We start from the raw sequence: 26,092 nt of genomic DNA, 5'->3' as shown, positions 1-26,092 counted from the left end.
TACTATATTTATCACGTCCAAATTACTCCTAATGAGAAAACTAATCATAGCCTATATAAAATTCTTATTACGCTCTAAAAATCAACATGGTGTCCACTCTCCTTTTGTTTATGATTTAGTGACAAAATGCTTTTATGACAAGACAAAATACTCCACCTATAATCAACTAAAAACTTACAGAAAAGACTTGCTTCAAAATAAAACAACTATAGAAGTCACAGATTTAGGCGCAGGCTCTCAAGTAGATAAATCTAACACAAGAAAAGTATCAAACATTACTAAAAATGCAGGTACAACAGTTAAAAGAGCAAAACTTTTTTTCAGATTATCACGTTATTTTAAATTCAACCAAGTTTTAGAATTAGGTACATCTATGGGTATTGCCACACATGCCATAAGTTTAGGTAACCCAAAAACACAAATTACTACTATTGAAGGTTGTCCAAATATTTCAAAATTTACTAAAGAGAATTTCAATAAATTAGGCTTAAATAATATTACTTCATTAACAGGAGATTTTAAAGCGGTTATTCCAACATTAACATCAAACACATATGATTTAATCTATTTTGACGGCAACCATCAAAAAGAAGCTACTATAGAGTATTTCAATATGTTATTACCTACAATTAATAACAATACCATTTTTATTTTTGATGACATTTATTGGTCAAAAGGAATGACACAAGCTTGGGAAACCATAAAAAAACATCCGCAAGTTACAGTTACTATAGACACATTTTTTTGGGGATTTGTAAGCTTTAGAAAAGAACAAGCTAAAGAACATTTTACTATTAGAATTTAAGGTGAGTAGTGAGTAGTGAGTAGTGAGTAGTGAGTAGTGAGTAGTGAGTAAAAGTATCTAATAATCGTAAAGTCTAAAAATCGAATCATCGAGAAATCGAACCATCGAGTAATGCAAAAGCATCAGGCATTATATCGAGAAGTATCCCTAAGTCATTTCGAAGAAGGTACGACTGAGAAATCACACAAGAGCAGTCAGTTGTGAGTAGACAGTAGTGAGTAGTCAGTAAATATCTCAAATAATCTATAAATCGAGCAATCTAACAATCAAAACATCTAATCTTCTAAAAAACTTTCACTTTAAACTTTAAACTCCTAAATTTGATACTATGAAAATATACACAAAAACAGGAGACAAAGGTACAACCGCTTTATTTGGTGGTACACGCGTACCTAAACATCATATACGTATTGATAGCTACGGAACTGTCGACGAATTAAACAGCTATATTGGTTTAATAAGAGACCAAGACATAGATCAAAAATACAAAGACACCTTAATAAACATACAAGACAAACTGTTTACCGTTGGTGCTATATTAGCAACAGATCCAGAAAAAGCCACTTTAAAAAATGGTAAAGAACGCTTAAACATCCCTAAAATAAATGAAGCTGACATTAATGTTTTAGAACAAGAGATGGATAGCATGGATGCGCAATTACCACAAATGACGCACTTTGTATTACCTGGCGGACACCAAACCGTGTCATTCTGTCACATTGCACGTACAGTTTGCAGACGTGCAGAACGCTTAGCATCAGCACTTAACGATTTAGAACCATTTCAACCAGAAACACTAACCTATTTAAACCGTCTATCTGACTACCTTTTTGTATTGGCACGAAAGTTGTCACAAGACTTACAAGCAGATGAGGTAAAGTGGATTCCTAAAAAAACAGAATAAATTAACCTTTAAAGCATTTATTAATACTGCAAAAGACCTAAAAGTCAAGTAGTTTAAATAAAAACAAACGTTCCTATTTATACTGAAAAAATAATTCACTTTTTTCTTGACTATTTGAACTAAAAATTTATTTTTGCAAAAAATTAAAACGATAAAAGAATGTATTGGACATTAGAATTAGCATCTTATTTAAGTGATGCACCTTGGCCAGCAACCAAAGACGAACTTATCGATTACGCAATCCGTACAGGTGCGCCTTTAGAAGTTGTTGAAAACTTACAATCTATTGAAGACGAAGGAGATTCTTACGATTCTATCGAAGAAATTTGGCCAGATTATCCAACTGACGAAGATTACCTCTGGAATGAGGACGAATACTAAAATAAATAAAGCATAAAAAGTCTCAACATAGAGACTTTTTTTGTGCTTAAAATTTAGCTTTACACAGCTAAAAACGTATATTTAAGCCCTTTTTTAAAAAGGCATAGTTCTGTATGCCCTAATTAGCACAGAACTAACATACTAAAAACCAAAAGCTAATGAAATCTTTGGCTCAGCACACTGCTGCTTCATTTTGATTTCAAATTAACACATATTAAATTATGAATTTTTTAAATTCAATACTAAAAGTATTTGTTGGTGATAAGTCTAAACAAGACGTAAAAGCCATCATGCCAATAGTTGAAAAAATCAAATCTTTTGAAAGTGCTTTAGAAGCCTTATCGCATGATCAACTTAGAGCAAAAACAGCAGAGTTTAAAGCAAAAATTGCCGAAGCACGTCAGCCATTCTACTCTCAAATCGAAGCATTAGAACAAGAAGCAGAAGCATCTGACGATATAGATAGAAGAGAAGATATTTATCAAGAAATTGATAAAATTAAAGACGATGCTTACGCTGCTACAGAAGATGTGCTTAACAACATCCTTCCAGAAGCTTTTGCTGTTGTTAAAGAAACAGCAAAACGTTTTAAAGATAACACTTCAATTACCGTTGAAGCTAACGAATTTGACCGTTTAATTTCTGGAGAACATAACTACGTTACTCTAGAAGGAGATAAAGCAACTTGGGCAAATTCTTGGGATGCTGCGGGTAAAGAAGTAACATGGGATATGGTACATTACGATGTACAGTTAATTGGTGGTGTTGCAATGCACCAAGGTAAAATTGCCGAAATGCAAACTGGTGAAGGTAAAACGCTTGTAGCAACCTTACCTGTATACCTTAACGCTATTGCTGGCAAAGGTGTACACTTAGTAACAGTAAACGACTACTTAGCTAAACGTGATAGCGCTTGGATGGCTCCTATTTTCCAATTTCATGGGTTAAGTGTAGACTGTATAGATTATCACCAACCAAATAGCGATGCACGTCGTAAAGCTTATAATGCAGATATTACTTATGGTACCAATAACGAGTTTGGTTTTGATTACCTACGTGATAATATGGCGCATGCACCTGGCGATTTAGTACAACGTCCACACCACTTCGCTATTGTAGATGAGGTAGATTCAGTTTTAATTGACGATGCACGTACACCATTAATCATTTCTGGTCCAGTACCAAAAGGTGACGAACACGAGTTTACATTATTAAAACCAAAAGTAGAAGATATTGTTAGCGTACAACGTAAATATTTAACTACGGTTTTAGCCAATGCTAAAAAACTTATCGCTGACGGAGACACTAAAGAAGGTGGTTTTCAATTACTACGCGTGTACCGTGGTATGCCAAAAAATAAAGCGTTAATTAAGTTTTTAAGTGAAGAAGGTGTAAAACAATTACTTCAAAAAACAGAAAACTACTTCATGCAAGATAATAACCGTGAAATGCCAAGAGTAGACGCGGAATTATACTATGTAATTGAAGAAAAAAATAATCAGATAGAATTAACAGACAAAGGTGTAGATTATCTTTCAGGTAAAGACAATCCGGACTTTTTTGTTATGCCAGAAATTGGTGTAGAAATTGCTAAAATAGAAAATCAAAATCTATCTAGCGAAGAAGAAGCTAATCTAAAAGAAGACTTATTCCGTGACTTTGCTGTTAAATCAGAACGTATCCATACATTAAACCAGTTATTAAAGGCTTACGCATTGTTTGAAAAAGACATCCAATACGTAGTCATGGATAACAAAGTAATGATTGTAGACGAGCAAACAGGTCGTATTATGGATGGTCGTCGTTATTCAGACGGTTTACACCAAGCGATAGAAGCTAAAGAAAATGTAAAGATTGAAGACGCTACACAGACCTTTGCAACAATTACTTTACAAAACTACTTCCGTATGTACCGTAAACTAGCTGGTATGACAGGTACTGCGGTAACAGAAGCTGGAGAGTTCTGGGAAATCTACGAATTAGATGTTGTTGAAATACCAACTAACAGACCTATTGCAAGAGATGACCGTGAAGATTTAGTGTATAAAACAAAACGTGAAAAATATAACGCTGTTATTGATGAGGTTACCAAGTTATCTCAAGCAGGTCGACCAGTACTTATCGGTACAACCAGTGTAGAGATTTCTGAGTTATTAGGTAAAATGCTATCCATAAGAAAAGTACCTCATAATGTACTTAACGCAAAACTTCATAAAAAAGAAGCAGATATTGTAGCTGAAGCTGGTAAACCAGGACAAGTAACCATTGCAACAAACATGGCTGGTCGTGGTACAGATATTAAATTAAGTGACGAAGTTAAAGCTGCAGGTGGATTAGCCATCATTGGTACAGAACGCCATGACTCACGTCGTGTAGACCGACAGTTACGTGGTCGTGCCGGTAGACAAGGTGATCCAGGAAGCTCTCAATTCTATGTATCTTTAGAAGATAATTTAATGCGTTTATTTGGTAGTGAGCGTATTGCCAAAATGATGGATAGAATGGGATTACAAGAAGGTGAAGTAATTCAGCATTCTATGATTTCAAAATCTATTGAGCGTGCACAGAAAAAAGTAGAAGAAAACCAATTTGGTGTTCGTAAACGTCTTCTTGAATATGATGATGTAATGAACTCTCAACGTGAAGTAGTTTACAAACGTCGTTACCACGCATTATTTGGTGAGCGTTTACGTGTAGACTTAGCTAACATGATTTATGATACTTCTGAGTTAATTGCAGAGACCAATAAAGATGCTAACGATTTTAAAAACTTCGAGTTTGAACTAATCCGTTTCTTCTCTATGTCTTCACCAATTAGTGAAGCTGAGTTTAACAAAATGTCTGCTTTAGAGATTGCACAAAACATCTATAAAACAGCTTTTGATCACTATAAAAATAAAATGGAACGCAACGCCGAAATTGCTTTCCCTGTTATAGAAAACGTATACGAAAATCAACGTGATCGTTACAAGCGTATTGTAGTACCTTTTACGGATGGCACTAAAACGTTACAAGTTGTAACTGACTTAGAAAAAGCTTACGAAAGTAAAGGAAAACAGTTAATTACTGACTTTGAAAAGAACATCACATTAGCCATTATTGATGATGCTTGGAAGACTCATTTACGTAAAATGGACGAGTTAAAACAATCGGTTCAATTAGCTGTTCACGAGCAAAAAGATCCATTATTAATTTACAAGTTTGAAGCTTTTGAATTATTTAAAAGCATGATCTCTCAAGTTAATAAAGATGTAATTTCATTCTTATTTAAAGGTGAATTACCGACAGAAACAACTAATGCTATTAGTGAAGCAAAACAAGTACGTCAAAAAGAGAATCTAAAAACTGAAAAGGAAGAAATTCCTAATTTAGACGAACGTGCTGCCCAAAATAGAGCTGCTGGTAATACACAACAACAACCACAAGTTGTAGAAACTATTGTTAGAGAGCAACCAAAAATTGGTCGTAACGACAAAGTGACTATAAAAAATGTAATGAGTGGCGAAAACAAAACCCTTAAATACAAACAAGCAGAACCATTAATTGCTAAAGGCGAATGGGTTTTGGTAAATGAATAAATAATATATATCAAATCATATTAAAAATCCCAAAGTGTAATGCTTTGGGATTTTTTTGTATTTTTATTTTAACAAAACCTGTTGTGCATTATGATAAAATTCGTCAATTCGAGTGGATTTTACGATTAAGAATGAGTAAAATCAGTATCGAGAATAGAATTTTTTAATTCAAACAAGTTCTCGATACAATTTTTCGTTCCTCAAAATCACTCGAACTGGCGCTTAATTATGATATTGAAATCAAAATGCACAAAGGATTTAACTAAATAAAATCATTAATTATGCTAAGAAAAATATTAGCCACAATTGCTGGTATTATAGCAGCTAGCCTATCTATTTATCTTATTGAAACCTTAGGTCATACTCTGTTCCCTTATCCTGAAGGCGCTAAACCTATGGATATGGAATGGATAAAAAACAATATAGATCTTATTCCTCGTGGCTCGATGATAGCTGTTATCATCGCACATGGTGTTGGGATAGCTATTGGTATGTTTATAGCAGGACTTATTGCTAAAACATCTATAATCCCTGCATATATTGTCGCTGGCTTTATGGTTGTAGCTACAATTGCTAATTGGTTTATGATTCCTTCTCCAACTTGGTTTTATATTGCAGATGGTATTAGTGTAATAACTGGATTTTTATTTGGCAAACCTTTAGCAAGACGTCACATTTATGGAAAAATAGAAACAATTAGAACATAAAAATATGGAGCAACAGTTAAAGATTTTTAAAATCATTCATCTAGCTTTAATTGCAGGATTAATTTTGGCGTATTACTTTTTAGGTGATTTAGGGAATTTAACAGAGCTAACTTTCCCAACAGTTAACAGTAAAAGTTACATTTATTTATTTATCCCAATAGCTGCATTTATAGTTAGCAATCTATTATTTAAACATTTTGTTTCTAAAATAGATAACAACCTTTCTGTACAACAAAAGTTGGTTAGTTATCAATCTGCATCAATAATAAGATGGGCAATTTTGGAAGGCGCAGCTTTTTTAATTTTATTAATCTATCCAGAATTTCTTCTTTTTGGAATATTATTAATTGTTTATTTGGCTCTACTTATTCCTACAGAAGCAAGAATAAAAAGAGACTTAAATCAATTTGATTAAACCAATCCTAGTATTGGTTTTGGATCTATTGTATTTTGTTTATAAAACTCTAATTCTTTAGCACTACAAACACCAGGATAATCTCCTTCTTTACCTTGTAAATCTTTTATAATTTGAAAGTGAAGATGCGGCGCATAATCTCCATTTACCTTTGCATCTCCTAATTGTGCAATAATATCTCCTTGTTTTACACTTTGACCAACTTTAATATTTTTAATTGAAGCACGCGATAAATGACCATAAAGTGTATAAAACTTATCATTTCCTAAGCTGTGCTCTAAAATTATGGTTGGTCCGTAGTCTCCAAAATTAGTATTATCATTAAAGCTATGGATTACTCCATTAAAAGCAGCAAGTATATCTGTTCCTGCAGGACACCATAAATCTAAACCCAAATGAATATTGCGTTGCGCTTCTTCGGTTTGAGAAGAAAAGTAATCACTACGGTCATAAAGATTTCTATGCTCTAAATAACCACCATATGCTACTTTTTTATTAGCTTTTTTAAGATAATTATTAATATAAATCTCCCATGCTTTAGAAGAAGACACATCAAATAACTTTAAATCTTCATTCTGTTTTGACAAATCTATTGCAACATAATCATTAATTGAAATTGAATGATCAACTACAAAAATTTCTTCTTGATTTGAAGCATCTAAAATCTTATTTAAAACCATTACGCTATTCTTATTTTAGAGAATAAAGATAACATCTAAATTAATTTTTCGTTATACTTATATTCAATAAATTTGCTATACTTTTATATTCAATAAATCCTTAATTCTACAATGAATAAATTTTTAAAGTGGATAATATATGCCCTAATTACAGTAGCTGTACTTGTTTTAGGCTATCAATTTTTTACTAAAACTGGTGTTTTTGAGCAACGTTTAAGTCCGCCAAAAACAGTTGCTTTTAAAGTAGACGATTTAAATTTAGAAGTGTTTTACAATCGTCCTTCAAAACGTGATCGTGAAGTTTTTGGTGCATTAGTACCATTTAACCAAGTTTGGCGTACTGGAGCAAACGAAGCTACTACTTTTGAAACTAATCAAGATTTAACCGTACAAGGCATGTATCTACCTAAAGGAAAATACACCATTTGGACAGTCCCTACGGAGGACACTTGGAAAGTAATGTTTAACTCTAAGCAATACGAATGGGGAGTAAATGAAAAAATGGAACCTATGTGGGATCCAAATTTTGATGTTATTGAGGCAGAAGTGCCTGTCAAGGATTTAGACAAACCTGTTGAGCAATTTACGATTGCTTTTGACAACTCTACAGACGACTTAAAAATGACAATGGCTTGGGATGATGTAAAAATTGAAATTCCTTTAAATAGATAATTTCAACATAAATAAATTCACTTTTGGCTAAAAAAGAAATAAAAAAATCGGCGTTATCTGAACAAGAAGGTGTTACATCTTCTGAAATTACTAATGCCGAAGCTGTTTCTAAATTAAAAGCAAAACGTAAATCTAAAAGGGACACACAAGACTTAATTAACTCGCTTCTTGATGGAAATATTACAGCTTTAAGTCAAGCTATTACAATTATAGAAAGTAAACACACCAAACATCAAGAACAAGCACATAAAATTGTTAAAGCTTGTTTACCTCATGCTAACAAATCGGTAAGAATTGGTATTACTGGCGTACCTGGAGTTGGTAAAAGTACATTTATTGAAGCTTTTGGCAATTATCTAACTGCACAAGGTAAAAAGGTTGCGGTACTAGCTGTAGACCCAAGTAGTTCTTTAACTAAAGGAAGTATTTTAGGTGATAAAACGCGTATGGAATCTTTAGTTAAAAATGAAAATGCCTACATACGTCCTTCGGCTTCAGGAGAATCGCTTGGTGGCGTTGCCAGAAAAACCAGAGAAACTATTACGCTTTGTGAAGCTGCTGGTTTTGACACTATTATTATTGAAACTGTTGGTGTAGGACAAAGTGAAACCGCTGTACACAGCATGGTAGATTTCTTTCTACTTTTAAAATTAGCTGGTGCTGGAGATGAGCTACAAGGTATTAAACGTGGTATTATTGAAATGGCAGACGCTATTGCTATTAACAAAGCAGATGGCGACAATCTTAAAGCTGCTAAGCTAGCTAAAGTAGAATTTAACCGCGCATTACATCTTTATCCTGCAAAGTCTTCTAATTGGCAACCAAAAGTAACCTTATGTAGTGGTTTACAAAATGAAGGTATTGCCGATATCTGGAAAGTTATGGAAGAGTATTTAGAAATTACAAAATCTAATAATTACTTTAGCTCAAAGCGTAATGAGCAAAATAAATACTGGTTAATTCAAACTATTGAAGAACAATTAAAGAGTGACTTCTTTAATCATCCAACCATAAAAATTGAATTACAAAAACAATTGACTTTAATTGAAGCTAATAAAACTACTCCTTTTGTTGCAGCTGAATATTTATTAAACTTAAAAAATTAAAAGTTAGCTTTATACCATTCTACTTGTTTTTCTACTGATTCTAGTAGCGTAGTTTTCGGGTTATAATTAAGTAGTTTTCTAGCTTTATCAATATTAGCTTTTGTACGTAATTGGTCACCTGCTCGTTTGGCAATAACATTAATTTTAATTGGCTTTCCTAAAACTTTTTCTACAGCATCAATACCGTCTTGTGTGGTATGTTCTACTTCGGTACCAAGGTTAATAATTTCGCCATTTACTCTGTCTTCATTACCAATAACGCTTACTACTCCATCAACAATATCACCTACATAAGTAAAACTGCGCAAATGCTTGTCACTACCTTCATATAAGGGAAAAGCTTCATCATTTAAACCACAAGCTATAAGCTTGGTGTACATTTTCTCTGGACGTTCTCGTGGTCCAATAACAGAATATAGTCTTAAAGAACAGCTTTTTAACTGCTTTTCTCTACTTTTTTGAAGCACTAACTGTTCAGCAGTTAACTTGGTTACACCATAATGCGATGCAGGTTTTGGTGCTACATCTTCTGGAAAAGTCGCTTCTAAACCATAGATAGATGATGTCCCGATATTTACAAGCAATTTTAAATCGTCTAATTGTAAAGCATAATCAATTAAATTTTTTGTTGCTATAACATTATTTGTAAAATAATCTTCAAAAGTAGATGTTGAGGATATACCAGGTTGTGCCGCATAATGGAAGATATAATTTATGTCTTTTGGTAGCTTATTTACATCTGTAATTTCTCTTAAATCTAACTTTAAAACTGTAATTCCTTTTTCATTTAAAGCTTTTTCATTTAATTGCTTTAATTCTAAACTATAATAATCATTAAAGTTATCTACTCCAACAACCTCATGCCCAAGTTTTTGGAGTCTTTCGGCGGTATGAGAACCTATAAAACCAACTGCTCCAGTGACTAATATCTTCATAAAAAATTTTGAAATGTTTTACAAAATAACAACTTTTAAGTGAAACATAAATTGTTATTGATAAAAAATAATACTTTTGCATATCTAACAACTTACTATTCATGAAATTTAGAGCACTACTGATAGTTGCTATTTCTTTTTTATTACTAACCTTTAATTTAGGGTCATGGGGAATTACAGAAACTAGCGAGTCTAGATACGCAGAAATTAGCAGAGAAATGTTAGTCAATAATGATTATGTACATCCTAAATTATTAGGCATACATCATTATCATAAACCACCTATTACCTATCAAATTACAACTTTAGGGTATAAAATTTTTGGAGTTAATGAGTTTGGCGCTAGATTTTTTTTACAAATTGCAATTCTAATACAATTAATCTTAGTTTATAATATTACTTTACTTTTTTACAAAAAAAAGAAAATTGCCTTTTCTGCAATGCTTATTTACTTTTCTTTTCCTATTGTTATTATTTCTTCAAGAAACTTAACTACAGATGCTTATTTAACTACTACCGTCCTGGCATCTATTTTCTTTTGGTTGTATTATAAATTAAGGGCTTCTAAACCTATTTTTATTTATTTATTCTTTATTTCGTTAGGTTTAAGCTTTGAAATAAAAGGTCCTGTTGGTCTTATTTTTCCTTTTGTTTTTATTATAAGCCACAGATTAATCACTAAAGAAAAATTAAAAATTACAACACATCATATTCTAGGTTTTATTTTATTTTTAGCAGTGTCTTTAGCTTGGTATTTTGTTGTTTTTATTGAAAACCCTATGCTATACAATTACTTTTTTAAAGAACAAATTGTAAATCGTATTAGCTCAAAATCTTATAACAGATCTAAACCCTTTTGGTTTTATCTCTTAACACTTCCTGCTATTGGCTTACCATGGATATTCTTTTTATGTCATCAAACATATAAAGGTTTCAAAAATATTAAAAATCAAAAATCTTACAGTTTGATTTTAATTTGGACTATATCAACTATTATAATATTATTTTCTGCATTTAAAACAAAGCTTATACTTTATATTTTACCTAGCTTTGGTTTTTTAGCAATACTCACTGCAAAACTATTAAGTCAAACATCTCCTAAAACTTTAAAAAAATACAACCTTATAATTATTAGTTTTATTGGCTTAATTGCAAGCTCTTTAATTGTTTTATCTATTATTGATTTTAAGTTTAATTATAGTTTAATTACTGCGATAATAATTTCTTTATTAGTTAGTATTTTTATTGTATTAGTTTTAAAAAATAACAAAGGACTTTTAAGGACAAGTATTTTAGGCTATTTATTAGGTGCTTTTTTATTAACAAGTGGCACTCAATTTTTAAAACTTAATGATTCTGAGTTAAATTCGACAAGAGAAGTATTTAAATTTATAAACACTAAACTACCTCAAAAAGAAAATATTGTAGTATATAATTATCTTATAGCTTCATCTCAATTTTATTCAGATAAGAAGGTGTATATTTTAAATGATGGACATAATACAGTACAACGCGAAACTCAATTTGAAACTTCTACTAATTGGAAAGATTATAACTTTAATTTACATACTGAAAACGGAATTAATAAAGCAAAAAATATTCTAAATAAAAATGCTGTTTTAATAACTAGAAAAAAACACGATATCCAAGAGCATAATAAGTATCTAAAAAGAAACTTGCCTAATCGCAAAGAAATTGGCACTTGGGTAATCTATTACTAAAAAAATAATACTTTTGTAAGACTAAGTAAAGCATAATGAGTTACGAATTTACGATTATTGTTCCTGTTTATAACGAAGAGGATAATTTAGCTAGAGTTGAAGAAGAACTTTTAGCCTATACCAAAATAGCTAGTAAAACCACAAAAATATTATTTGTAAACGATGGGTCTAAGGACAAAAGTCAGCAACTAATCGAAGACATTTGTACACGTAATAATGCTTTTTTCTACATTCTTTTTAAAGAAAATAGAGGATTAAGCGCTGCGATAAAAGCTGGTTTTGATCATGCAGACACACCTTTGGTTGGTTATATAGATTCTGACTTACAAACGGCGCCATCAGACTTTAATCTACTTTTAGAACATATACAAGACAACGCATTAGTAACTGGTGTACGTGCCAACCGTAAGGATAGTTTTGTTAAAAATATGTCGTCTAAAATTGCTAACGGTATAAGACGTGCTTTTACAAAAGATGGTATGGATGACACAGGTTGCCCATTAAAAGTAATACAAACAGATTACGCAAAACGCATACCTATGTTTAAAGGTTTGCATCGTTTTTTACCTGCTATGATTTTATTGCAAAATGGTAACATAAAACAAGTACCTGTGCAACATTTTCCGCGTATTGCAGGTCAAGCTAAATTTGGACTTTGGAATAGGCTTTTAGGTCCTTTAATGGATTGTTTTGCTTATTTATGGATGAAGAAAAAGTACATTAATTACGAAGTTGCTAAGAAAAAATAAATGAGTAACTGGTTAATATATAGTATTGGCTTTTTAGCTCAAATCCTATTTTCGTCAAGGTTAGTTATACAATGGATAACTAGTGAAAAACAAAAAAAAGTCATTACACCTACTCTATTTTGGACACTTAGTTTAATCGCTTCCTTTTTACTTTTTATATATGGTTACTTACGTAATGATTTTGCAATTATGCTTGGTCAAGGTCTTACATATTATATTTATATAAGAAATCTTCAGTTACAAAACCAATGGAAAAAATATCCAATATTTATGCGTTGGGTATTATTATTTATGCCTGTATTTGTAACTATTTTCTACTTTAACAATAACGAAATTGATACAGTTAAGCTTTTTAAAAATGAAGCCATTCCGTTATGGTTATTAATTTTAGGAATAGTGTCTCAAATAGTATTTACTTTAAGATTTATATATCAATGGATGTATTCTGAAAAAAACAAAGAATCTTCACTTCCTTTTGGGTTTTGGGCACTAAGCTTAGTTGGATCTTTACTTATTTTGATTTATGCTATATTTAGAAAAGATCCTGTATTATTAGTTGGCCATTTACTAGGTGCAACTATTTATGTTAGAAATCTTTTAATTTTAAAAAAGCAAGATGCCTAAACTTTTAAAAAACTATCCATTAATTTTACTATGTCTTTTTATTGCAATTATGTTATTGCCTAACTTAGACAGTATGCAGGTAACCATTATGGAAGCGCGTAATTTTATTACTGCTAGAGAAATGGTTACAGATAACAATTGGTTATTAACTACTATGAATGGTGTACCACGTTATCAAAAACCACCATTGCCAACTTGGATTACTGCTTTATCTGCATTAATCTTTGGAGTTAAAAGCGTATTTGGGATGCGTTTACCAGCTGTATTAATGGTTATGGTTTTAGGTAATTTTACTTATAAATTATCAAAATTCATACTTAAAAGTAGAGCACATAGTTTAATAAATGCATTAATATTAATCACATCTTTTTACGTTATAGGTATTACTATAGAAGCGCCTTGGGATATTTTTACTCATGGATTTATGATGATTGCTATTTACTATTTATTTCTACTATTTAAAAGTGAAACGGTTAATTGGAAACACATTCTTTTAGCTAGTTTAGGTATTGCTGCTTCTCTATTAAGCAAAGGTCCTGTGTCGTTTTACGCATTGTTATTACCATTTTTAATTGCTTTTAGCTTTTCTTTCAATTATAAAAACTTAAAAGTTAAAATTATTCCATTTATAATCATATTAATTCTTGCTGTTATTTTAGGTGGTTGGTGGTATCTTTATGTAAGATTAGAAGATCCTCATACTTTTGAAGCTATAACTAATAAAGAAACCGCTAATTGGACAAGCTACAACGTTAGACCTTTCTATTATTATTGGAGCTTTTTTACGCAAAGCGGAATTTGGACAATTCCAGCATTTATAGGATTATTGTATCCATATATGAAACGTAGAGCAATACATTACAGAGCTTATAAATTCACGTTTTTATGGACTATTGCTGCTGTAATTTTACTCTATAATTCCTGAAAAAAAGTCTCGTTATTTAATGCCTGTCTTAATTCCGTTAGCATTAAACACAGGATTTTATATAGAGTATTTAATTAGAAAATTTAAGTACTTAAATAATAAAAAAGAAACTTTACCTGTATACTTCAATTTTACATTAATTGCTATTATCGGTATAGTTTCCCCTTTTGGATTAGCCTATTTATTTTATGAGCAATTACATAATAACATTGTTGCTTTTTCAATTTTTGGTCTAGTTTCTATAGTTATTTCATTTTTTATTTTAATACAACTATACAAAAAGAAAATTAAGCACGTATTCTTATTAACAGTAGTCTTTTTTGCGAGTCTTTTTGTTTTTGGATTACCTGTATTTAAAACATTTACTAGCAAAAATTATAAACCAGTGTCTAGGTTATTAAAGCAAAATGAAATCAACGATATTAAAACTTATAGCTTAGGTGAAGCAACGCCTGAAACCGTTTGGCAATATGGCGAAAAGATTCCGACAATTATTAATTTGAATACTATTGAAAATCTTCCAAAGGACTCAAAATTTGGATTATTAACTTATGGTCTTTCAGAAGAAAAAATTTCATTTTTAAGCTCCTATTTCAATGTTAAAAAGATAAATCATTATGATTTAAATGAAGCTGAGCCAGATAGCAGGCAATACAGAGACAGATTAACTTTTGATTATTACGAACTAGAAAGGAAATAAAAATTACCTTAGCGTAAAGCGTTTATGTAAGTAGCTTTCAAATCTATAGAACATATATCCTGAAAATCCGCCAAAAATCATACCTGATAAAACATCTAGCGGGTAATGCACACCAATATATATACGGCTATAACCCATTGCTAAAGACCAAACAATTAGTATATATATTAAATATTTAAAACGTTGTTTTAACATAAAACCTGAAAAAATAGCTACTGCCATACTATTACTGGCATGACCAGAAAAGTAACCATATGCTCCGCCACACCAAGATTTAACTAAACGCATAACATCTATCAAATCTGCTTCGTGACAAGGTCTTGGTCGTTTTAAACCATATTTAAATAAGTTTGTAATTTGATCTGTAAACAGGATCATTAAAGCAATAACTACAGCGGTTAGAATAATGGATTTATCATTTCTTTTTTTATACATAAAGAAGAAAAGCACTGCATAAAAAGGAATCCAATGCAATTTATCTGTATAAAACATCCAAAATCCATCCCAAGAAGGATTACCTAGATTATTAAGGAATAAAAAAACTTGTTTATCTAATTCTAAAATTTGTTCTAACATGTAATTAGTCTTCGTATCGTGCTACTTCTCTGTCATAAAATGCAGTAGCTTCGTTGATTAAATTTTCCATTTCTAGCTCTAATTCTTTTTCATCATGTTGATCAAAATCTTCAAGCCATTCTACTTCATCGTCTTCTAAGTTTATAATAAACCGAGGAAAATCGGTATGTATTACAAATATAGCGTTTGGAAAATCTGTATTGTCGCCTAATATGTATTTTGGTAGTTCCATTTAATTAGTGTCTAAAGTTGAAAGTATTTAAAGTGGCTAAAGTTAAAAGTATTTAGAGTATATTAAATTTTTAATATGTTTATTTTTCAAAGTTAAAACTTATTTGCGATAGAAGTGAAAAGTGCGAGTAGTTCTTTTGCTTCATTTCTTATTTCTTTTAAATTTTTACTTTCAACAAAACCTAATTCTTCAATAATTTCTAACCAATAATCTGTTTCGCTAGCTTCTGCTAAAGATATTTTTAGTTTATTAGAAAAGTCTTTTGTACTTCTACTTCTATTGGCTTCTCTATAATTTGCTCCAATGCTAGTTCCTGATTTTGATAATTGATTTCTCAATACAAGTGCTTCTGGCGTATTGGGTAAACTTCCTGATAATTTTAAGATTTTAATAGCAAATGTTATTGTTCTTTTTTCTAAAACTTTAGCAAATTCTTTATTGGTCATAATCACTTATTGTTTAAACAAATATAACCAACAGAAATAATTAATCTTGAGTATTATCCAATACTTTAAATACTTTAGACATTTATAACTTTAGGCACTTTAAGAATGAGTAACTAAAAGGTTTTTTGTAAGATAATTAAACCTAATAAACAATAAAATTGCTGCACTAGTTAAGCCTGCTAATAAGCCAATCCAAATTCCAAAGCTTCCGTAAGCATCTTCTTTTCCTAAAATCCAGCTTATAGGAAAACCTATTAACCAATAGGCAATAAAGGTGATTAATGTTGGTATTTTAACATCTTGCAAGCCTCGTAAAGCACCTAAAACAATAACTTGTAAACTATCACTAATCTGAAAAATAGCCGACGCAATTAGTAACTGTGATGCTATTGTGACAACTTCGGTATTGTCTTTAAAATTAATAACATCGTCAAAATCTACGTACAGTTTTGGCAAAGCTTCATTAAAAATCAAGAATAAAATTCCGAATACTACTGCAAAAATAAACCCTAATAAAAATAATGAGAATGCAATACGACGTAACTCAAAATATTTTTGAAGTCCTTTTTGGTTACCTACTCTAATCATAGACGCTACACTTAATCCCATTGCAACCATAAAGGTCATAGAACTTAAATTTAAAGCAATTTGATTTGCTGCTTGCGGATTTTTACCCAACAAGCCACTTAACCAGATTGCTGCGGTAAAAATGGCAACTTCAAAAAACATTTGCATTGCACTTGGCGCACCAAGACCAATAAGTTTATTAATCATTGTTTTGTCTAAAACTAATATTTTAATATTGGTGACAAAATGTTTTGATTTTTCTCGTCCTTTTAACAACCACCAAATATGTGCTACCATTACAAAACGAGAAATTAAAGTCCCATAAGCTGCACCAACTATACCCATTTCTGGAAAACCAAACTTACCAAAGATAAGCACATAGTTAAAACCCACATTAACCACGTTAGCTACTATAGTAGCATACATTGGATATTTGGTTAAAGACAATCCATCACTAAATTGTTTAAATGCCTGAAAGACGACTAAAGGTATCAAAGAAAATGCTACCAAATCTAAATACGGAATAGCTAATTCTACAACCTCAACTGGTTGTTTCATTAAATACATTAATGGTTTGGCAAAAAACACTAACAGAAACAACAACACGCCTAAAACAGTACATAAAAATAATCCGTGTTTAAAAGCAGATTTTCCTTTAGCAAAATCGTTTGCTCCATCTGCTTCGGCTACCAAAGGTGTAATGGCTGTACTAAAACCAATACCTAAAGACATAGCTATAAACATAAAACTATTACCTAAAGATACTGCTGCTAACTGCGCCGTACCTAATTGACCTACCATAATATTGTCTATAAAACTAACAAAGGTATGTCCTAACATACCTAACATGACTGGTGCTGCTAGTTGCCAATTGTACTTAAATTCTTTTGTGTAATTGCTCAAAACCATTTTGCAGAAGTAGTGGTTTGAGAAAATTTATTTATAAGAAATCAACTTAAATTCACTTAAAAATTAGCCACTTCTTTTTTAGCCATTTCAAACTCCTCAACCATCTCTTTTACAATCTCAGCAACTGGTTTAATGTCATGAATTAATCCTGAAATTTGTCCAATTTCAAGCTCACCTTCATCTAAATCGCCTTCAAACATTCCTTTTTTTGCTCGAGCACGACCTAATAATTCTTTAAGTTGTTCTGGTGTTGGGGCTGATTTATACAACGCTTCAACATCATTAAAAAACTTATTTTTTACTAATCTTACTGGCGCTAATTCTTTCAAAGTTAATTGCGTATCGCCTTCTTTGGCATCTACAACGACTTGTTTAAACGCTTGATGCGCACTACTTTCTGTACTCGCCACAAAACGACTACCAACTTGCACGCCATCTGCGCCTAAAACCATACATGCAAGCATGGCTTTTCCTGTTGCAATACCGCCTGCTGCCAATAAAGGAATTTTTAAATGTTCTTTAACCATTGGTATTAGCGTAAGTGTTGTTGTCTCGTCACGACCGTTATGTCCGCCAGCTTCAAAACCTTCTGCAACAACAGCATCTACACCAGCGTCTTGAGCTTTTAATGCAAATTTTACACTACTAACTACGTGTACAACTGTTATTCCTTTGTCTTGCAACCATTTAGTCCATGTTTTTGGATTTCCTGCTGAAGTAAATACAATCTTTACACCTTCTTCAACAATAATATTCATAATTTCCTCAATGTTAGGATATAACATTGGCACGTTTACTCCAAAAGGTTTATCGGTTGCTTGTTTACATTTTTGAATATGTTCTCTTAGCACATCTGGATACATACTTCCTGCGCCTATTAAACCTAAAATCCCTGAATTACTTGCAGCAGAAGCTAATCGCCAACCGCTATTCCAAATCATTCCGCCTTGTACTATTGGATATTTAATATTGAATAAGTCTGTAATTCTATTTTGCATATTTATTATTAAGTTGTTGATTTATGACCTCTCGACTGCGCTCGAGGTGAATTGGTTTTTACTTCTAGTTTTTTATGATTTTTTTGGTGATACTTAATCCGTTAGCTTCAATTTTTGCTAAATAAACACCTTTAGAAAGGTTACTTACATTAATTTTTGTTTGTGTTGAAGACACTATTTTTTCAAGTACTTTTTTACCTAAAATATCATATAATTTTACGGTTGCAGTATCATATTGGCTAGGAATTTCAACATATAATAAACTACTTACTGGATTAGGGTATACTTTTAGTTTAGTAGTTTCATTTTGAAATTCGACCAAAGACAATCCATTTGCTAATGCTAATGATAAATCAGGAATACCATAACCTAAAAAATTATCAGGATTATTGAATTGCGAAGCAGACTCACGAACCAATTGCATAATTTGCTGATTGTTTAATGTTGGTAATGCTTGCCACAAACATACAACGCCGCCAGCTAATATTGGTGCACTAAACGATGTACCGTTAAGTGTTATAAGATTATCATTAGTATTGATTACAAAACTTGCCTGACCTTGTGCTACAACGTCTGGTTTTTGTGTTGGTTGTGCGCTACTTCCTTGAGAACTAAACGACGCATAATTACCAGATGCATTGACTGCTCCAACACTTAATACGTTAGGCGAATCTGCTGGCGCACCAACAATTTGCCAAGAGGAATTACCAGAATTTCCTGCAGAATTAACCAACAAGATTCCTTTTTGGGCTGCAAAATTAGCGCCACGAGTTATAAACGCGGTTTGACCATCCATTTCGGCTGGTGTATAGCTATAATTTGGATTGTCAAAAGTGGTATAACCAAGCGATGTGTTTATGACATCTACACCTAAACTATCTGCACGTTCTGCTGCTTCAACCCAAAGCGTTTCTTCAATTGGAGTTTCTGTAGCTGCGTTTTCGGTTCTAAATAAATAATATTCTGCATCTGGAGCAGTACCAACAAATTGGTCTTGTACATAACCTGCCATATCGCTTAAAACCCAAGTTCCGTGAGCATTTCCTGTGTACGCATACACATTTGGGTTTCTATCTACAAAATCATATCCGCCTAAAATTCCGTTATTCGTATTTAATCGATTAAAGCCTGACATGGTTGGCACATTAGGAAAACCTGAATCTAAAACAGCTACTGTCATTCCTGATCCTGTAAAATCTGCAAGATGCAAATCGCCGCCATTAAACATTTCTATTTGGTTGGTAGCGCTTCCGTAATTAAAAACTGTTTGGTTTGTTTCGATATCAAATTTGTTTTGATTTTGAGATTGTCTTGCATTAAGATTATTATCTGCAAATTCGATATGATCAACAAAGGTTAATCCTGTTAACGCATTAATATCGGTTTCGGTTCCTAACACATGAACCACGTTTAACCATTTGGATTTAGCAAGAACTGTAATTCCTGTTTGTGCTTTTATTTGAGTTATATATCCTTCGTCTACAGGGACATCATCGTAGTCTACATTAATATTGTGTGCTGCTTTACGGTCTAACGCTTTTTGAGTTAAAATTGAAATTGGATTTGCTAACGCAGAAGCACTATTTGGCTTGTCGTTTAAATATACCCAAGCGTGTTCTTGAGCAAAAACCGAATAGCTTATTAGAAAAGCAATTATAAGTAAAGTCTGCTTCATTTCAGTAACCATTTATAGTTACTGCAATTTAAGAAATAACTCCGGAACCAACTAATTCTTCACCTAAATACCAAGCTACAAATTGACCTTCGGTAATTGCAGATTGCGCGTCTTTAAATTCAACATACAAACCAGTTTCTACTTTGTATAAAGTGGCATCTTGTAAGGGTTGTCTGTAACGTATTCTGGCTTTAACTTGCATAGTTTCGCCTTCATTAATTGCTAAATCTTCTCGGATCCAGTGTAATTCGTCATTAGACACAAATAACACGTTACGTAATAATCCTGGATGGTTTTTACCTTGACCTGTATAAATCACGTTTTCATTTACGTCGGTTTCAATCACAAAAAGTGGTTCAACAGTTCCTCCAACCGCTAATCCTTTACGCTGTCCTTTTGTAAAATAATGCGCACCTTGATGCTTGCCTACAACTTTTCCATCGGATAACGCGTAGCTTTTTTTCTGACTTAAGTAGTCTAATTCTTCTAATTTATTATTGAAGTTTGGCTGTGTTTGGTTATAAATTCCGTTAGATTTTTCAACCTCAACAATAACACCTTCTTTTGGTTTTAATTGTTGTTGAAGAAATTCTGGCAATCTCACTTTACCTATAAAACATAAACCTTGCGAGTCTTTTTTATCTGCTGTAATTAAGTCTTGCTCTTTAGCAATTGCTCTAACTTCTGGTTTTAAAAGTTCGCCAACCGGAAATAATGCTTTTGCTAATTGGTCTTGAGATAATTGACATAAAAAATAAGATTGATCCTTATTATCGTCTTTACCTGCTAAAAGTTGATGAATTTCTTTTCCGTCTTTTTCAATCGTACTTTTTCTGCAATAATGACCAGTAGCTACGTAATCTGCACCTAAATCTAAAGCAATTTTCATAAAGACATCAAATTTGATTTCTCTATTGCAAAGTACGTCTGGATTTGGTGTACGACCTTTTTCATATTCGTTAAACATATAGTCTACAATACGTTCTTTATACTGCTCGCTTAAATCTACAGTTTGAAAAGGTATATCTAATTTATTTGCAACTAACATGGCATCGTTACTATCCTCTAGCCAAGGACATTCATCTGATATTGTTACAGAATCGTCATGCCAGTTTTTCATAAAAAGACCTATAACCTCATAACCTTGCTCTTTTAACAAATAAGCAGCAACACTAGAATCTACACCTCCTGAAAGTCCTACAACAACTCTTTTTTTCATCTAAAATCTTTTTTTGGATTGCAAAGATACGTCATTTTTTAAACTCATATTAAATCAATAAGACCTTATTATCACCAATTCAAACACCTAAAAAACAGTAAGTTAAAAAGTTTAACAAAATATTAGACATATTCTGTTTAAACTTTCTTTAGATTTGTTAAACAAAATTTACAAACCAATAAAAATTGCTATGAAAAATTTAAAACTCTTATCGTTGTTATTATTAACAACTATCGTTTTCTGGTCATGTAGTGATGACGATGACGGAACTATTATTATTGATGAACAACCTCTAAACATTGTAGAATTAGCACAGTCTAATCCTAATTTATCAAGTTTAGTTGATGCTGTTGTTGAAGCTAATCTAGCTGCAACACTTAGTGGACCAGGACCTTTTACTGTTTTAGCACCTACAGACGAAGCTTTTGCAGAATTTTTGTCTGATAACGGTTGGACTACTGTACAAGACATACCTGACGAAGCGTTAACACAAACACTTCTTAACCACGTTATTTCTGGAACTGTAATATCTACAGATTTAACTGGTATGGGTAGAGGTTATACTAATACTTTAGCTGATGGTCCTTCTAACAATAAAATTAGCCTTCTGTTTGACACTAATAACGGTGTTGTTTTTAATAATGGTGCAGAAGTTACAGTTGCAGATGTAGAAGCATCTAATGGAATTGTTCATGTTGTTGATAAAGTAATTACGTTACCTACAGTTGTTGATCATGCTATTAATAACACAAATTATTCTAATCTTGTTGCTGCTTTAGGAGCTGCAGATGGAGACCTAGTAAATGTATTATCAGGAACAGGACCTTTTACTGTCTTAGCTCCAGATGACACAGCATTTGCAACATTTTTAGATGGTGCAGCACTTGCTGATGTTGATACAGCTGTATTATCTCAAATTTTATTAAATCATGTTATTGATGGAGCAATCACTTCTACAGATTTAATAGCTTTAGGAGAAGGTTATTCTAATACAAACGCTTCTGGACCTAATATGAATAATTTAAGCATCTACTTTAACACTTCTAATGGTGTTATGTTTAACGGTGCGTCTACAGTAGAAACAGCAGATATTGTAGGTACAAACGGAATTATTCACACAGTAGACACTGTAATTGATTTACCTACTATAGCAACATTTGCTACTACTAACCCAGCTTTATCTAACCTTGTAGCTGCTTTACAATATGCAGATACAGGTATGCCAACAGTACCATACATAAACACTGTTTCTGATGCAGAAGCTGGTCCTTTTACGGTATTTGCTCCAACGGATAATGCTTTTGGAAATTTATTAACAGAATTAAATGTATCTGCTTTAACAGATATACCAACATCTACTGTTGATGCTGTTCTTACTTATCATATTGTAAATGGGAATATACAGTCTTCTATGTTAACTAGTGGAACTATTACTACACTAGGAGGAAATATTACAGCAGATGCTACGAACTTTACTTTAACAGATGCTAATGGAAGAGTAAGTGACATAGTTACTAGCTTAGTTGACATACAAGCAGTAAATGGAGTTGTTCACGTAATTGACAATAACGTTATTTTACCGCCACAATAGTTTTTAGATGATTGATGTTAAGTTGAATAAATTGAAACAAACAGTTTATTCTTAAAAAAAAACGCCTTAATTAATTAAGGCGTTTTTTTATTGTTCTTATATGGATTTTTACTGCGTCTAGTAAAGTCGTTTTCTTCAATAAGCTTTCCGTCTTTGTAAGTTTTCCAGATACCATGTCTGTAATCATTTTGGTATTGTCCTTCTAATATTAAGTTTCCTTTTTCGTCATAAGATTTGTAAGCACCATGTAACATATTGTCCTTATAAGTATATTCTCTAATTAAAACACCTTCTCCAGAAAACCATTGCGATAATCCATCTAGTTTTCCGTTTTTGTAGTTTGTTTTTTCTGCCACATTTCCGTTAAGGTAAAATGTTGTTCTTAAGCCTTCTAATTCTCCTTTATTATTATAAAATTCTGAAGTCATTAATTGATCACTATTTTTATGATAGTATAACCATTTACCTACATAAGTTTTTCCTCGCATTGCACCTTCACTAACCTTGTTTCCTGTAGATGTATAAAATACAACTTGAGCAATGTCTGTATCTTTTTTAAACGTACGTGTTGCTGCTAAAACAGCTTTATTCTCAAGATTTTGGTAAAATTTAAACACACCAACTTCTTTACCATGTTCAAATTGTCCTTCGTATCTTAATACTTCTGTACCTTCAAAGTTTTTTTTCCATTTTCCGTGACGTTTACCATTACTATCAAATTGATTAAGCTGTTGTGCAAACATTACTGTTGCAGATAATGTAAATATGAAAAAAGTTAATATGTATTTCATTTTTAATATTGTTTCGCTTTCGCTGAAATTGAATTAATCTTATTAGTTGTTAACGTACTATAGTCTGTTTTTGTTATAACAAAAAAGCTGCCAAATTTAATTTATTTTTTTGACAGCTTTTAGTTTTATAAGTTATCGATATTATTTAAAATTAGTTTTAGCCAACTGCTTAATTAATTTTAAATTACTCGAACTAACGTTTATTTACGTTTCTTCTTTTGTTGCTCTTGCATTTGTTTTTGCTTTTCAGCCTGCTCCATCATTTCTTTCATCTTTCTTTGAAATTTACTTTCCTTTTTAGGCTGCGCTTTTTTCACTTGGATATTAGCATGGATTTTGTCTTCATCTAAAATAAAATTCTTGATGACTAACAAAATACCAATACTAATTAAATTAGAAATGAAATAGTACAAACTTAAACCAGATGCATATTGGTTAAAGAAAATAAGCATCATAATTGGTGCAAAGTAAATCATGTACTTCATCATCTTTGTCATGTCTGGCATGCCTTCTTGTTGTGGCGCAGACATTTGGTTTTGCCCAGTAGTTAACTTCATGTAGAAGAAAATAGCAATTGCTGCCAAAATCGGGAATAAACTTACGTGATCACCATATAATGGAATATTAAAAGGTAATTCTGCTATTACATCATACGATGATAAATCGTCTGCCCATAAAAACTTTTTCTGTCTTAAAGCAAATGCTGTTGGGAAAAACATAAACAAGGCGTAAAACACTGGCATTTGGATTAATGCTGGTAAACAACCTGCTAATGGACTTGCTCCTGCTTTACTTTGAAGCGCCATAGTTTCTTGTTGTGCTTTTAACTTGTTGTCTTTGTACTTCTCGCGAATAGCTTCTAATTCTGGCTTTAAAATTTTCATTTTCATTTGTGATAAATACTGTTTGTATTGCACAAAAGACATGGCTAATTTGATTAAAACCGTCATTACAATAATTGCTATACCGTAAGGTAAGAAGCTACTTAAACCACTAAATAATGGAATGAATAAAAACTTGTTAATCCATCCAAAAATTCCCCATCCAAATGGTATACTTTCTACAATATTACCTTCGTATTGTTTAAGGATTTGACTATCTGTTGGACCGTAATATAATTTTAAATTACTGTTTAAGTTTGCTCCGCTTAACGGTAAATCTAATTTTGTTGCAAATTGCTTTGTGTAAATAGAATCTACTTCTTCATCTTCAACTAGGTTTTTAGAACGTAATGCAACATTATTAAAAGGTTGATCTGCTACTAAAATTGTGCTAAAAAAGTGCTGTCTATAACTTAACCATTCTAACTCGTCTACAGTTTCATCATCATCACTCATTTGTGATAATTTATCTACATCACCATCGTTTTGGTAAGTTAAACGTGTGTATCTATTCTCGTAAGAGATACTTTGGTCGTGTCTGTATAATTTTTGAGACCAATCTAAAGTAATTGGGTTAGATGTATTAATATCTGTCTCTATACCTTGAGATTTGATAGTAAAATCTACCATGTACTCGTTTGGCTTAATAACGTAATTGTATTCTAAAAACTTATTTTGAGCAGTTTTTAGCTTCATAGACACAATAGTGTTGGCTCCACTTTTTGTAACTGTTGGTTGAAAGTATAAATCTTTAGTATTTAAAGTACGATTATCTGTTGTTTGAAATTGAAGATTAAATACCGAATTACCGTCTTTTACGATGTAAATTGGCACAGAATCAAAGTCTACAAATTGTTTTAATCTTACTTCTGAAAGATGTCCTCCTTTTGTATTAAATTTTAAATCTAAAACTTCGTTTTGAACATTAATTTCTTTTTCTGAAGATGTTGCTGTTGCTACAGAGTAAGCAAATGCACCTATTTTAGATTGTAATGCAGCTACCTGTGCAGAATCTTTTGCTTCTGTAAAATCTGTTTCTGTTACTACTTTTGTGTCTTCTTTTTCAGCTTCAGCTTTTTTCTGAGCATCTATTTGCGCTTGCTTCTCTGCCTCTTGCGCTTTTAATTCTTCTTCAGATGGTGCATTTTGCCACATCATGAATAATAAAATTCCGAAAATTAAAATAAATCCAATTATCGAATTAATGTCTAGTTTTTTTTCTTCCATTCTGTTCTTCAGTTTAAGACCTGCCAAATTTAATAAAATCTAGCAGGTCTAAAATTTTGGTCAAATATACGACCACTT

25 protein-coding genes are annotated in these 26,092 nt (G+C 31.8%); 14 read left to right on the top strand and 11 right to left on the bottom strand.

All coding sequences use genetic code 11. The features are described from left to right. The first annotated feature begins 31 nt into the window (after window positions 1–31). From WA340_RS02930 to WA340_RS02905, 6 genes are all read left to right on the top strand, one after another. Complete coding sequence (locus tag WA340_RS02930; protein WP_336127211.1) at window positions 32–805, top strand: O-methyltransferase; 774 nt, start codon at window positions 32–34, stop codon at window positions 803–805. Window positions 806–1,133: 328 nt separating this feature from the next. After that, window positions 1,134–1,709 carry a cob(I)yrinic acid a,c-diamide adenosyltransferase gene (locus WA340_RS02925; RefSeq protein ID WP_106679467.1) on the top strand — a complete coding sequence of 192 codons (576 nt, stop codon included), beginning with the start codon at window positions 1,134–1,136 and terminating at the stop codon, window positions 1,707–1,709. A gap of 159 nt (window positions 1,710–1,868) precedes the next feature. Beyond that, window positions 1,869–2,090, top strand: a complete 222-nt coding sequence (locus tag WA340_RS02920; RefSeq protein WP_006989959.1) for a DUF2795 domain-containing protein — start codon at window positions 1,869–1,871, stop codon at window positions 2,088–2,090. Between the two features lie 221 nt (window positions 2,091–2,311). Beyond that, window positions 2,312–5,668, top strand: coding sequence for a preprotein translocase subunit SecA (gene secA, locus WA340_RS02915; RefSeq protein ID WP_336127210.1), 3,357 nt, complete (start codon window positions 2,312–2,314; stop codon window positions 5,666–5,668). 281 nt (window positions 5,669–5,949) lie between these two features. Then, a complete protein-coding gene (locus tag WA340_RS02910; protein ID WP_336127209.1) occupies window positions 5,950–6,375 on the top strand; it encodes a hypothetical protein in 426 nt (141 codons plus the stop codon). Between the two features lie 4 nt (window positions 6,376–6,379). After that, window positions 6,380–6,790 carry an MFS transporter gene (locus tag WA340_RS02905; RefSeq protein ID WP_336127208.1) on the top strand — a complete coding sequence of 137 codons (411 nt, stop codon included), beginning with the start codon at window positions 6,380–6,382 and terminating at the stop codon, window positions 6,788–6,790. On the opposite strand, the gene WA340_RS02900 is transcribed toward WA340_RS02905, so the two are convergent. Then, window positions 6,787–7,470 (bottom strand): peptidoglycan DD-metalloendopeptidase family protein, encoded by a 684-nt coding sequence (locus tag WA340_RS02900; RefSeq protein WP_336127207.1) that lies wholly within the window; start codon window positions 7,468–7,470, stop codon window positions 6,787–6,789. The genes WA340_RS02905 and WA340_RS02900 overlap by 4 nt on opposite strands. Before the next feature lie 111 nt (window positions 7,471–7,581). Between WA340_RS02900 and WA340_RS02895 the strand changes: the two genes are divergently transcribed. Together WA340_RS02895 and meaB are read left to right on the top strand one after the other, a co-directional pair. Continuing rightward, window positions 7,582–8,142 (top strand): DUF2911 domain-containing protein, encoded by a 561-nt coding sequence (locus WA340_RS02895; protein ID WP_336127206.1) that lies wholly within the window; start codon window positions 7,582–7,584, stop codon window positions 8,140–8,142. A 23-nt stretch (window positions 8,143–8,165) separates the two neighbouring features. Continuing rightward, the gene (gene meaB, locus WA340_RS02890; protein ID WP_336127205.1) at window positions 8,166–9,248 is read left to right on the top strand and encodes a methylmalonyl Co-A mutase-associated GTPase MeaB; all 1,083 of its coding nucleotides are present in this window, start codon (window positions 8,166–8,168) and stop codon (window positions 9,246–9,248) included. Here meaB and WA340_RS02885 read toward each other — a convergent pair. Then, window positions 9,245–10,183, bottom strand: a complete 939-nt coding sequence (locus tag WA340_RS02885) for an NAD-dependent epimerase/dehydratase family protein (RefSeq protein WP_336127204.1) — start codon at window positions 10,181–10,183, stop codon at window positions 9,245–9,247. The genes meaB and WA340_RS02885 overlap by 4 nt on opposite strands. A gap of 101 nt (window positions 10,184–10,284) precedes the next feature. Here WA340_RS02885 and WA340_RS02880 point away from each other — a divergent pair, with 101 nt between their 5' ends. The 5 genes from WA340_RS02880 to WA340_RS02860 are packed head-to-tail and all read left to right on the top strand — an operon-like array spanning window position 10,285 to window position 14,902. Further along, entirely contained in the window at window positions 10,285–11,904 is a 1,620-nt protein-coding gene (locus tag WA340_RS02880; protein WP_336127203.1) for an ArnT family glycosyltransferase, read from the top strand. 35 nt (window positions 11,905–11,939) lie between these two features. Continuing rightward, on the top strand, window positions 11,940–12,653 hold the full coding sequence (locus WA340_RS02875; protein ID WP_336127202.1) for a glycosyltransferase family 2 protein: 714 nt from the start codon (window positions 11,940–11,942) through the stop codon (window positions 12,651–12,653). After that, window positions 12,654–13,277 (top strand): lipid-A-disaccharide synthase N-terminal domain-containing protein, encoded by a 624-nt coding sequence (locus WA340_RS02870; RefSeq protein ID WP_336127201.1) that lies wholly within the window; start codon window positions 12,654–12,656, stop codon window positions 13,275–13,277. It abuts the gene before it with no gap. After that, the gene (locus tag WA340_RS02865; RefSeq protein ID WP_336127200.1) at window positions 13,270–14,202 is read left to right on the top strand and encodes an ArnT family glycosyltransferase; all 933 of its coding nucleotides are present in this window, start codon (window positions 13,270–13,272) and stop codon (window positions 14,200–14,202) included. The genes WA340_RS02870 and WA340_RS02865 overlap by 8 nt, the downstream gene beginning before the upstream one ends. A 19-nt stretch (window positions 14,203–14,221) precedes the next feature. Continuing rightward, on the top strand, window positions 14,222–14,902 hold the full coding sequence (locus WA340_RS02860; RefSeq protein ID WP_336127199.1) for a hypothetical protein: 681 nt from the start codon (window positions 14,222–14,224) through the stop codon (window positions 14,900–14,902). A 3-nt stretch (window positions 14,903–14,905) separates the two neighbouring features. Here the strand turns inward: WA340_RS02860 and WA340_RS02855 are convergent, their stop codons facing one another. From WA340_RS02855 to mnmA, 7 genes are all read right to left on the bottom strand, one after another. Beyond that, window positions 14,906–15,478: a phosphatase PAP2 family protein gene (locus tag WA340_RS02855; protein WP_106679443.1), complete on the bottom strand. Its 573-nt coding sequence runs from the start codon at window positions 15,476–15,478 to the stop codon at window positions 14,906–14,908. A 4-nt stretch (window positions 15,479–15,482) separates the two neighbouring features. Next, window positions 15,483–15,710, bottom strand: coding sequence for a hypothetical protein (locus WA340_RS02850; RefSeq protein ID WP_027880073.1), 228 nt, complete (start codon window positions 15,708–15,710; stop codon window positions 15,483–15,485). Window positions 15,711–15,802: 92 nt separating this feature from the next. Then, window positions 15,803–16,156, bottom strand: a complete 354-nt coding sequence (locus WA340_RS02845; RefSeq protein WP_223076370.1) for a four helix bundle protein — start codon at window positions 16,154–16,156, stop codon at window positions 15,803–15,805. A gap of 99 nt (window positions 16,157–16,255) precedes the next feature. Further along, entirely contained in the window at window positions 16,256–17,632 is a 1,377-nt protein-coding gene (locus WA340_RS02840; protein ID WP_336127198.1) for an MATE family efflux transporter, read from the bottom strand. Window positions 17,633–17,688: 56 nt separating this feature from the next. After that, window positions 17,689–18,630 carry an NAD(P)H-dependent flavin oxidoreductase gene (locus tag WA340_RS02835; RefSeq protein WP_336065925.1) on the bottom strand — a complete coding sequence of 314 codons (942 nt, stop codon included), beginning with the start codon at window positions 18,628–18,630 and terminating at the stop codon, window positions 17,689–17,691. A 64-nt stretch (window positions 18,631–18,694) separates the two neighbouring features. Then, on the bottom strand, window positions 18,695–20,305 hold the full coding sequence (locus tag WA340_RS02830; RefSeq protein WP_336127197.1) for a S8 family serine peptidase: 1,611 nt from the start codon (window positions 20,303–20,305) through the stop codon (window positions 18,695–18,697). Window positions 20,306–20,333: 28 nt separating this feature from the next. After that, on the bottom strand, window positions 20,334–21,524 hold the full coding sequence (gene mnmA / locus WA340_RS02825) for a tRNA 2-thiouridine(34) synthase MnmA (RefSeq protein ID WP_336127196.1): 1,191 nt from the start codon (window positions 21,522–21,524) through the stop codon (window positions 20,334–20,336). Between the two features lie 190 nt (window positions 21,525–21,714). Here mnmA and WA340_RS02820 point away from each other — a divergent pair, with 190 nt between their 5' ends. Beyond that, window positions 21,715–23,115 carry a fasciclin domain-containing protein gene (locus WA340_RS02820; protein WP_336127195.1) on the top strand — a complete coding sequence of 467 codons (1,401 nt, stop codon included), beginning with the start codon at window positions 21,715–21,717 and terminating at the stop codon, window positions 23,113–23,115. Between the two features lie 74 nt (window positions 23,116–23,189). Here the strand turns inward: WA340_RS02820 and WA340_RS02815 are convergent, their stop codons facing one another. Both WA340_RS02815 and yidC read right to left on the bottom strand, forming a co-directional pair. After that, window positions 23,190–23,906: a toxin-antitoxin system YwqK family antitoxin gene (locus tag WA340_RS02815; RefSeq protein WP_336127194.1), complete on the bottom strand. Its 717-nt coding sequence runs from the start codon at window positions 23,904–23,906 to the stop codon at window positions 23,190–23,192. Window positions 23,907–24,106: 200 nt separating this feature from the next. Continuing rightward, window positions 24,107–26,014 carry a membrane protein insertase YidC gene (gene yidC, locus WA340_RS02810; protein ID WP_336127193.1) on the bottom strand — a complete coding sequence of 636 codons (1,908 nt, stop codon included), beginning with the start codon at window positions 26,012–26,014 and terminating at the stop codon, window positions 24,107–24,109. Window positions 26,015–26,092 lie beyond the last annotated feature (78 nt).

Origin of the sequence: Mesoflavibacter sp. CH_XMU1422-2, assembly GCF_037029245.1 — a bacterium.
Lineage (GTDB): Bacteria > Bacteroidota > Bacteroidia > Flavobacteriales > Flavobacteriaceae > Mesoflavibacter > Mesoflavibacter zeaxanthinifaciens.
The sequence above is the reverse complement of the archived record's forward strand: the minus strand, read 5'-3'. Positions and strand labels throughout refer to the sequence as shown.

Excerpts from the sequence above, each read along its gene's own strand:
- WA340_RS02930 (WP_336127211.1), top strand. The coding sequence starts at position 32 with ATGAGAAAACTAATCATAGCCTATATAAAATTCTTATTACGCTCTAAA.
- WA340_RS02925 (WP_106679467.1), top strand. The coding sequence starts at position 1,134 with ATGAAAATATACACAAAAACAGGAGACAAAGGTACAACCGCTTTATTT.
- WA340_RS02920 (WP_006989959.1), top strand. The coding sequence starts at position 1,869 with ATGTATTGGACATTAGAATTAGCATCTTATTTAAGTGATGCACCTTGG.
- secA (WP_336127210.1), top strand. The coding sequence starts at position 2,312 with ATGAATTTTTTAAATTCAATACTAAAAGTATTTGTTGGTGATAAGTCT.
- WA340_RS02910 (WP_336127209.1), top strand. The coding sequence starts at position 5,950 with ATGCTAAGAAAAATATTAGCCACAATTGCTGGTATTATAGCAGCTAGC.
- WA340_RS02905 (WP_336127208.1), top strand. The coding sequence starts at position 6,380 with ATGGAGCAACAGTTAAAGATTTTTAAAATCATTCATCTAGCTTTAATT.
- WA340_RS02900 (WP_336127207.1), bottom strand. The coding sequence starts at position 7,470 with ATGGTTTTAAATAAGATTTTAGATGCTTCAAATCAAGAAGAAATTTTT.
- WA340_RS02895 (WP_336127206.1), top strand. The coding sequence starts at position 7,582 with ATGAATAAATTTTTAAAGTGGATAATATATGCCCTAATTACAGTAGCT.
- WA340_RS02885 (WP_336127204.1), bottom strand. The coding sequence starts at position 10,183 with ATGAAGATATTAGTCACTGGAGCAGTTGGTTTTATAGGTTCTCATACC.
- WA340_RS02880 (WP_336127203.1), top strand. The coding sequence starts at position 10,285 with ATGAAATTTAGAGCACTACTGATAGTTGCTATTTCTTTTTTATTACTA.
- WA340_RS02875 (WP_336127202.1), top strand. The coding sequence starts at position 11,940 with ATGAGTTACGAATTTACGATTATTGTTCCTGTTTATAACGAAGAGGAT.
- WA340_RS02870 (WP_336127201.1), top strand. The coding sequence starts at position 12,654 with ATGAGTAACTGGTTAATATATAGTATTGGCTTTTTAGCTCAAATCCTA.
- WA340_RS02865 (WP_336127200.1), top strand. The coding sequence starts at position 13,270 with ATGCCTAAACTTTTAAAAAACTATCCATTAATTTTACTATGTCTTTTT.
- WA340_RS02860 (WP_336127199.1), top strand. The coding sequence starts at position 14,222 with ATGCCTGTCTTAATTCCGTTAGCATTAAACACAGGATTTTATATAGAG.
- WA340_RS02855 (WP_106679443.1), bottom strand. The coding sequence starts at position 15,478 with ATGTTAGAACAAATTTTAGAATTAGATAAACAAGTTTTTTTATTCCTT.
- WA340_RS02850 (WP_027880073.1), bottom strand. The coding sequence starts at position 15,710 with ATGGAACTACCAAAATACATATTAGGCGACAATACAGATTTTCCAAAC.
- WA340_RS02845 (WP_223076370.1), bottom strand. The coding sequence starts at position 16,156 with ATGACCAATAAAGAATTTGCTAAAGTTTTAGAAAAAAGAACAATAACA.
- WA340_RS02840 (WP_336127198.1), bottom strand. The coding sequence starts at position 17,632 with ATGGTTTTGAGCAATTACACAAAAGAATTTAAGTACAATTGGCAACTA.
- WA340_RS02835 (WP_336065925.1), bottom strand. The coding sequence starts at position 18,630 with ATGCAAAATAGAATTACAGACTTATTCAATATTAAATATCCAATAGTA.
- WA340_RS02830 (WP_336127197.1), bottom strand. The coding sequence starts at position 20,305 with ATGAAGCAGACTTTACTTATAATTGCTTTTCTAATAAGCTATTCGGTT.
- mnmA (WP_336127196.1), bottom strand. The coding sequence starts at position 21,524 with ATGAAAAAAAGAGTTGTTGTAGGACTTTCAGGAGGTGTAGATTCTAGT.
- WA340_RS02820 (WP_336127195.1), top strand. The coding sequence starts at position 21,715 with ATGAAAAATTTAAAACTCTTATCGTTGTTATTATTAACAACTATCGTT.
- WA340_RS02815 (WP_336127194.1), bottom strand. The coding sequence starts at position 23,906 with ATGAAATACATATTAACTTTTTTCATATTTACATTATCTGCAACAGTA.
- yidC (WP_336127193.1), bottom strand. The coding sequence starts at position 26,014 with ATGGAAGAAAAAAAACTAGACATTAATTCGATAATTGGATTTATTTTA.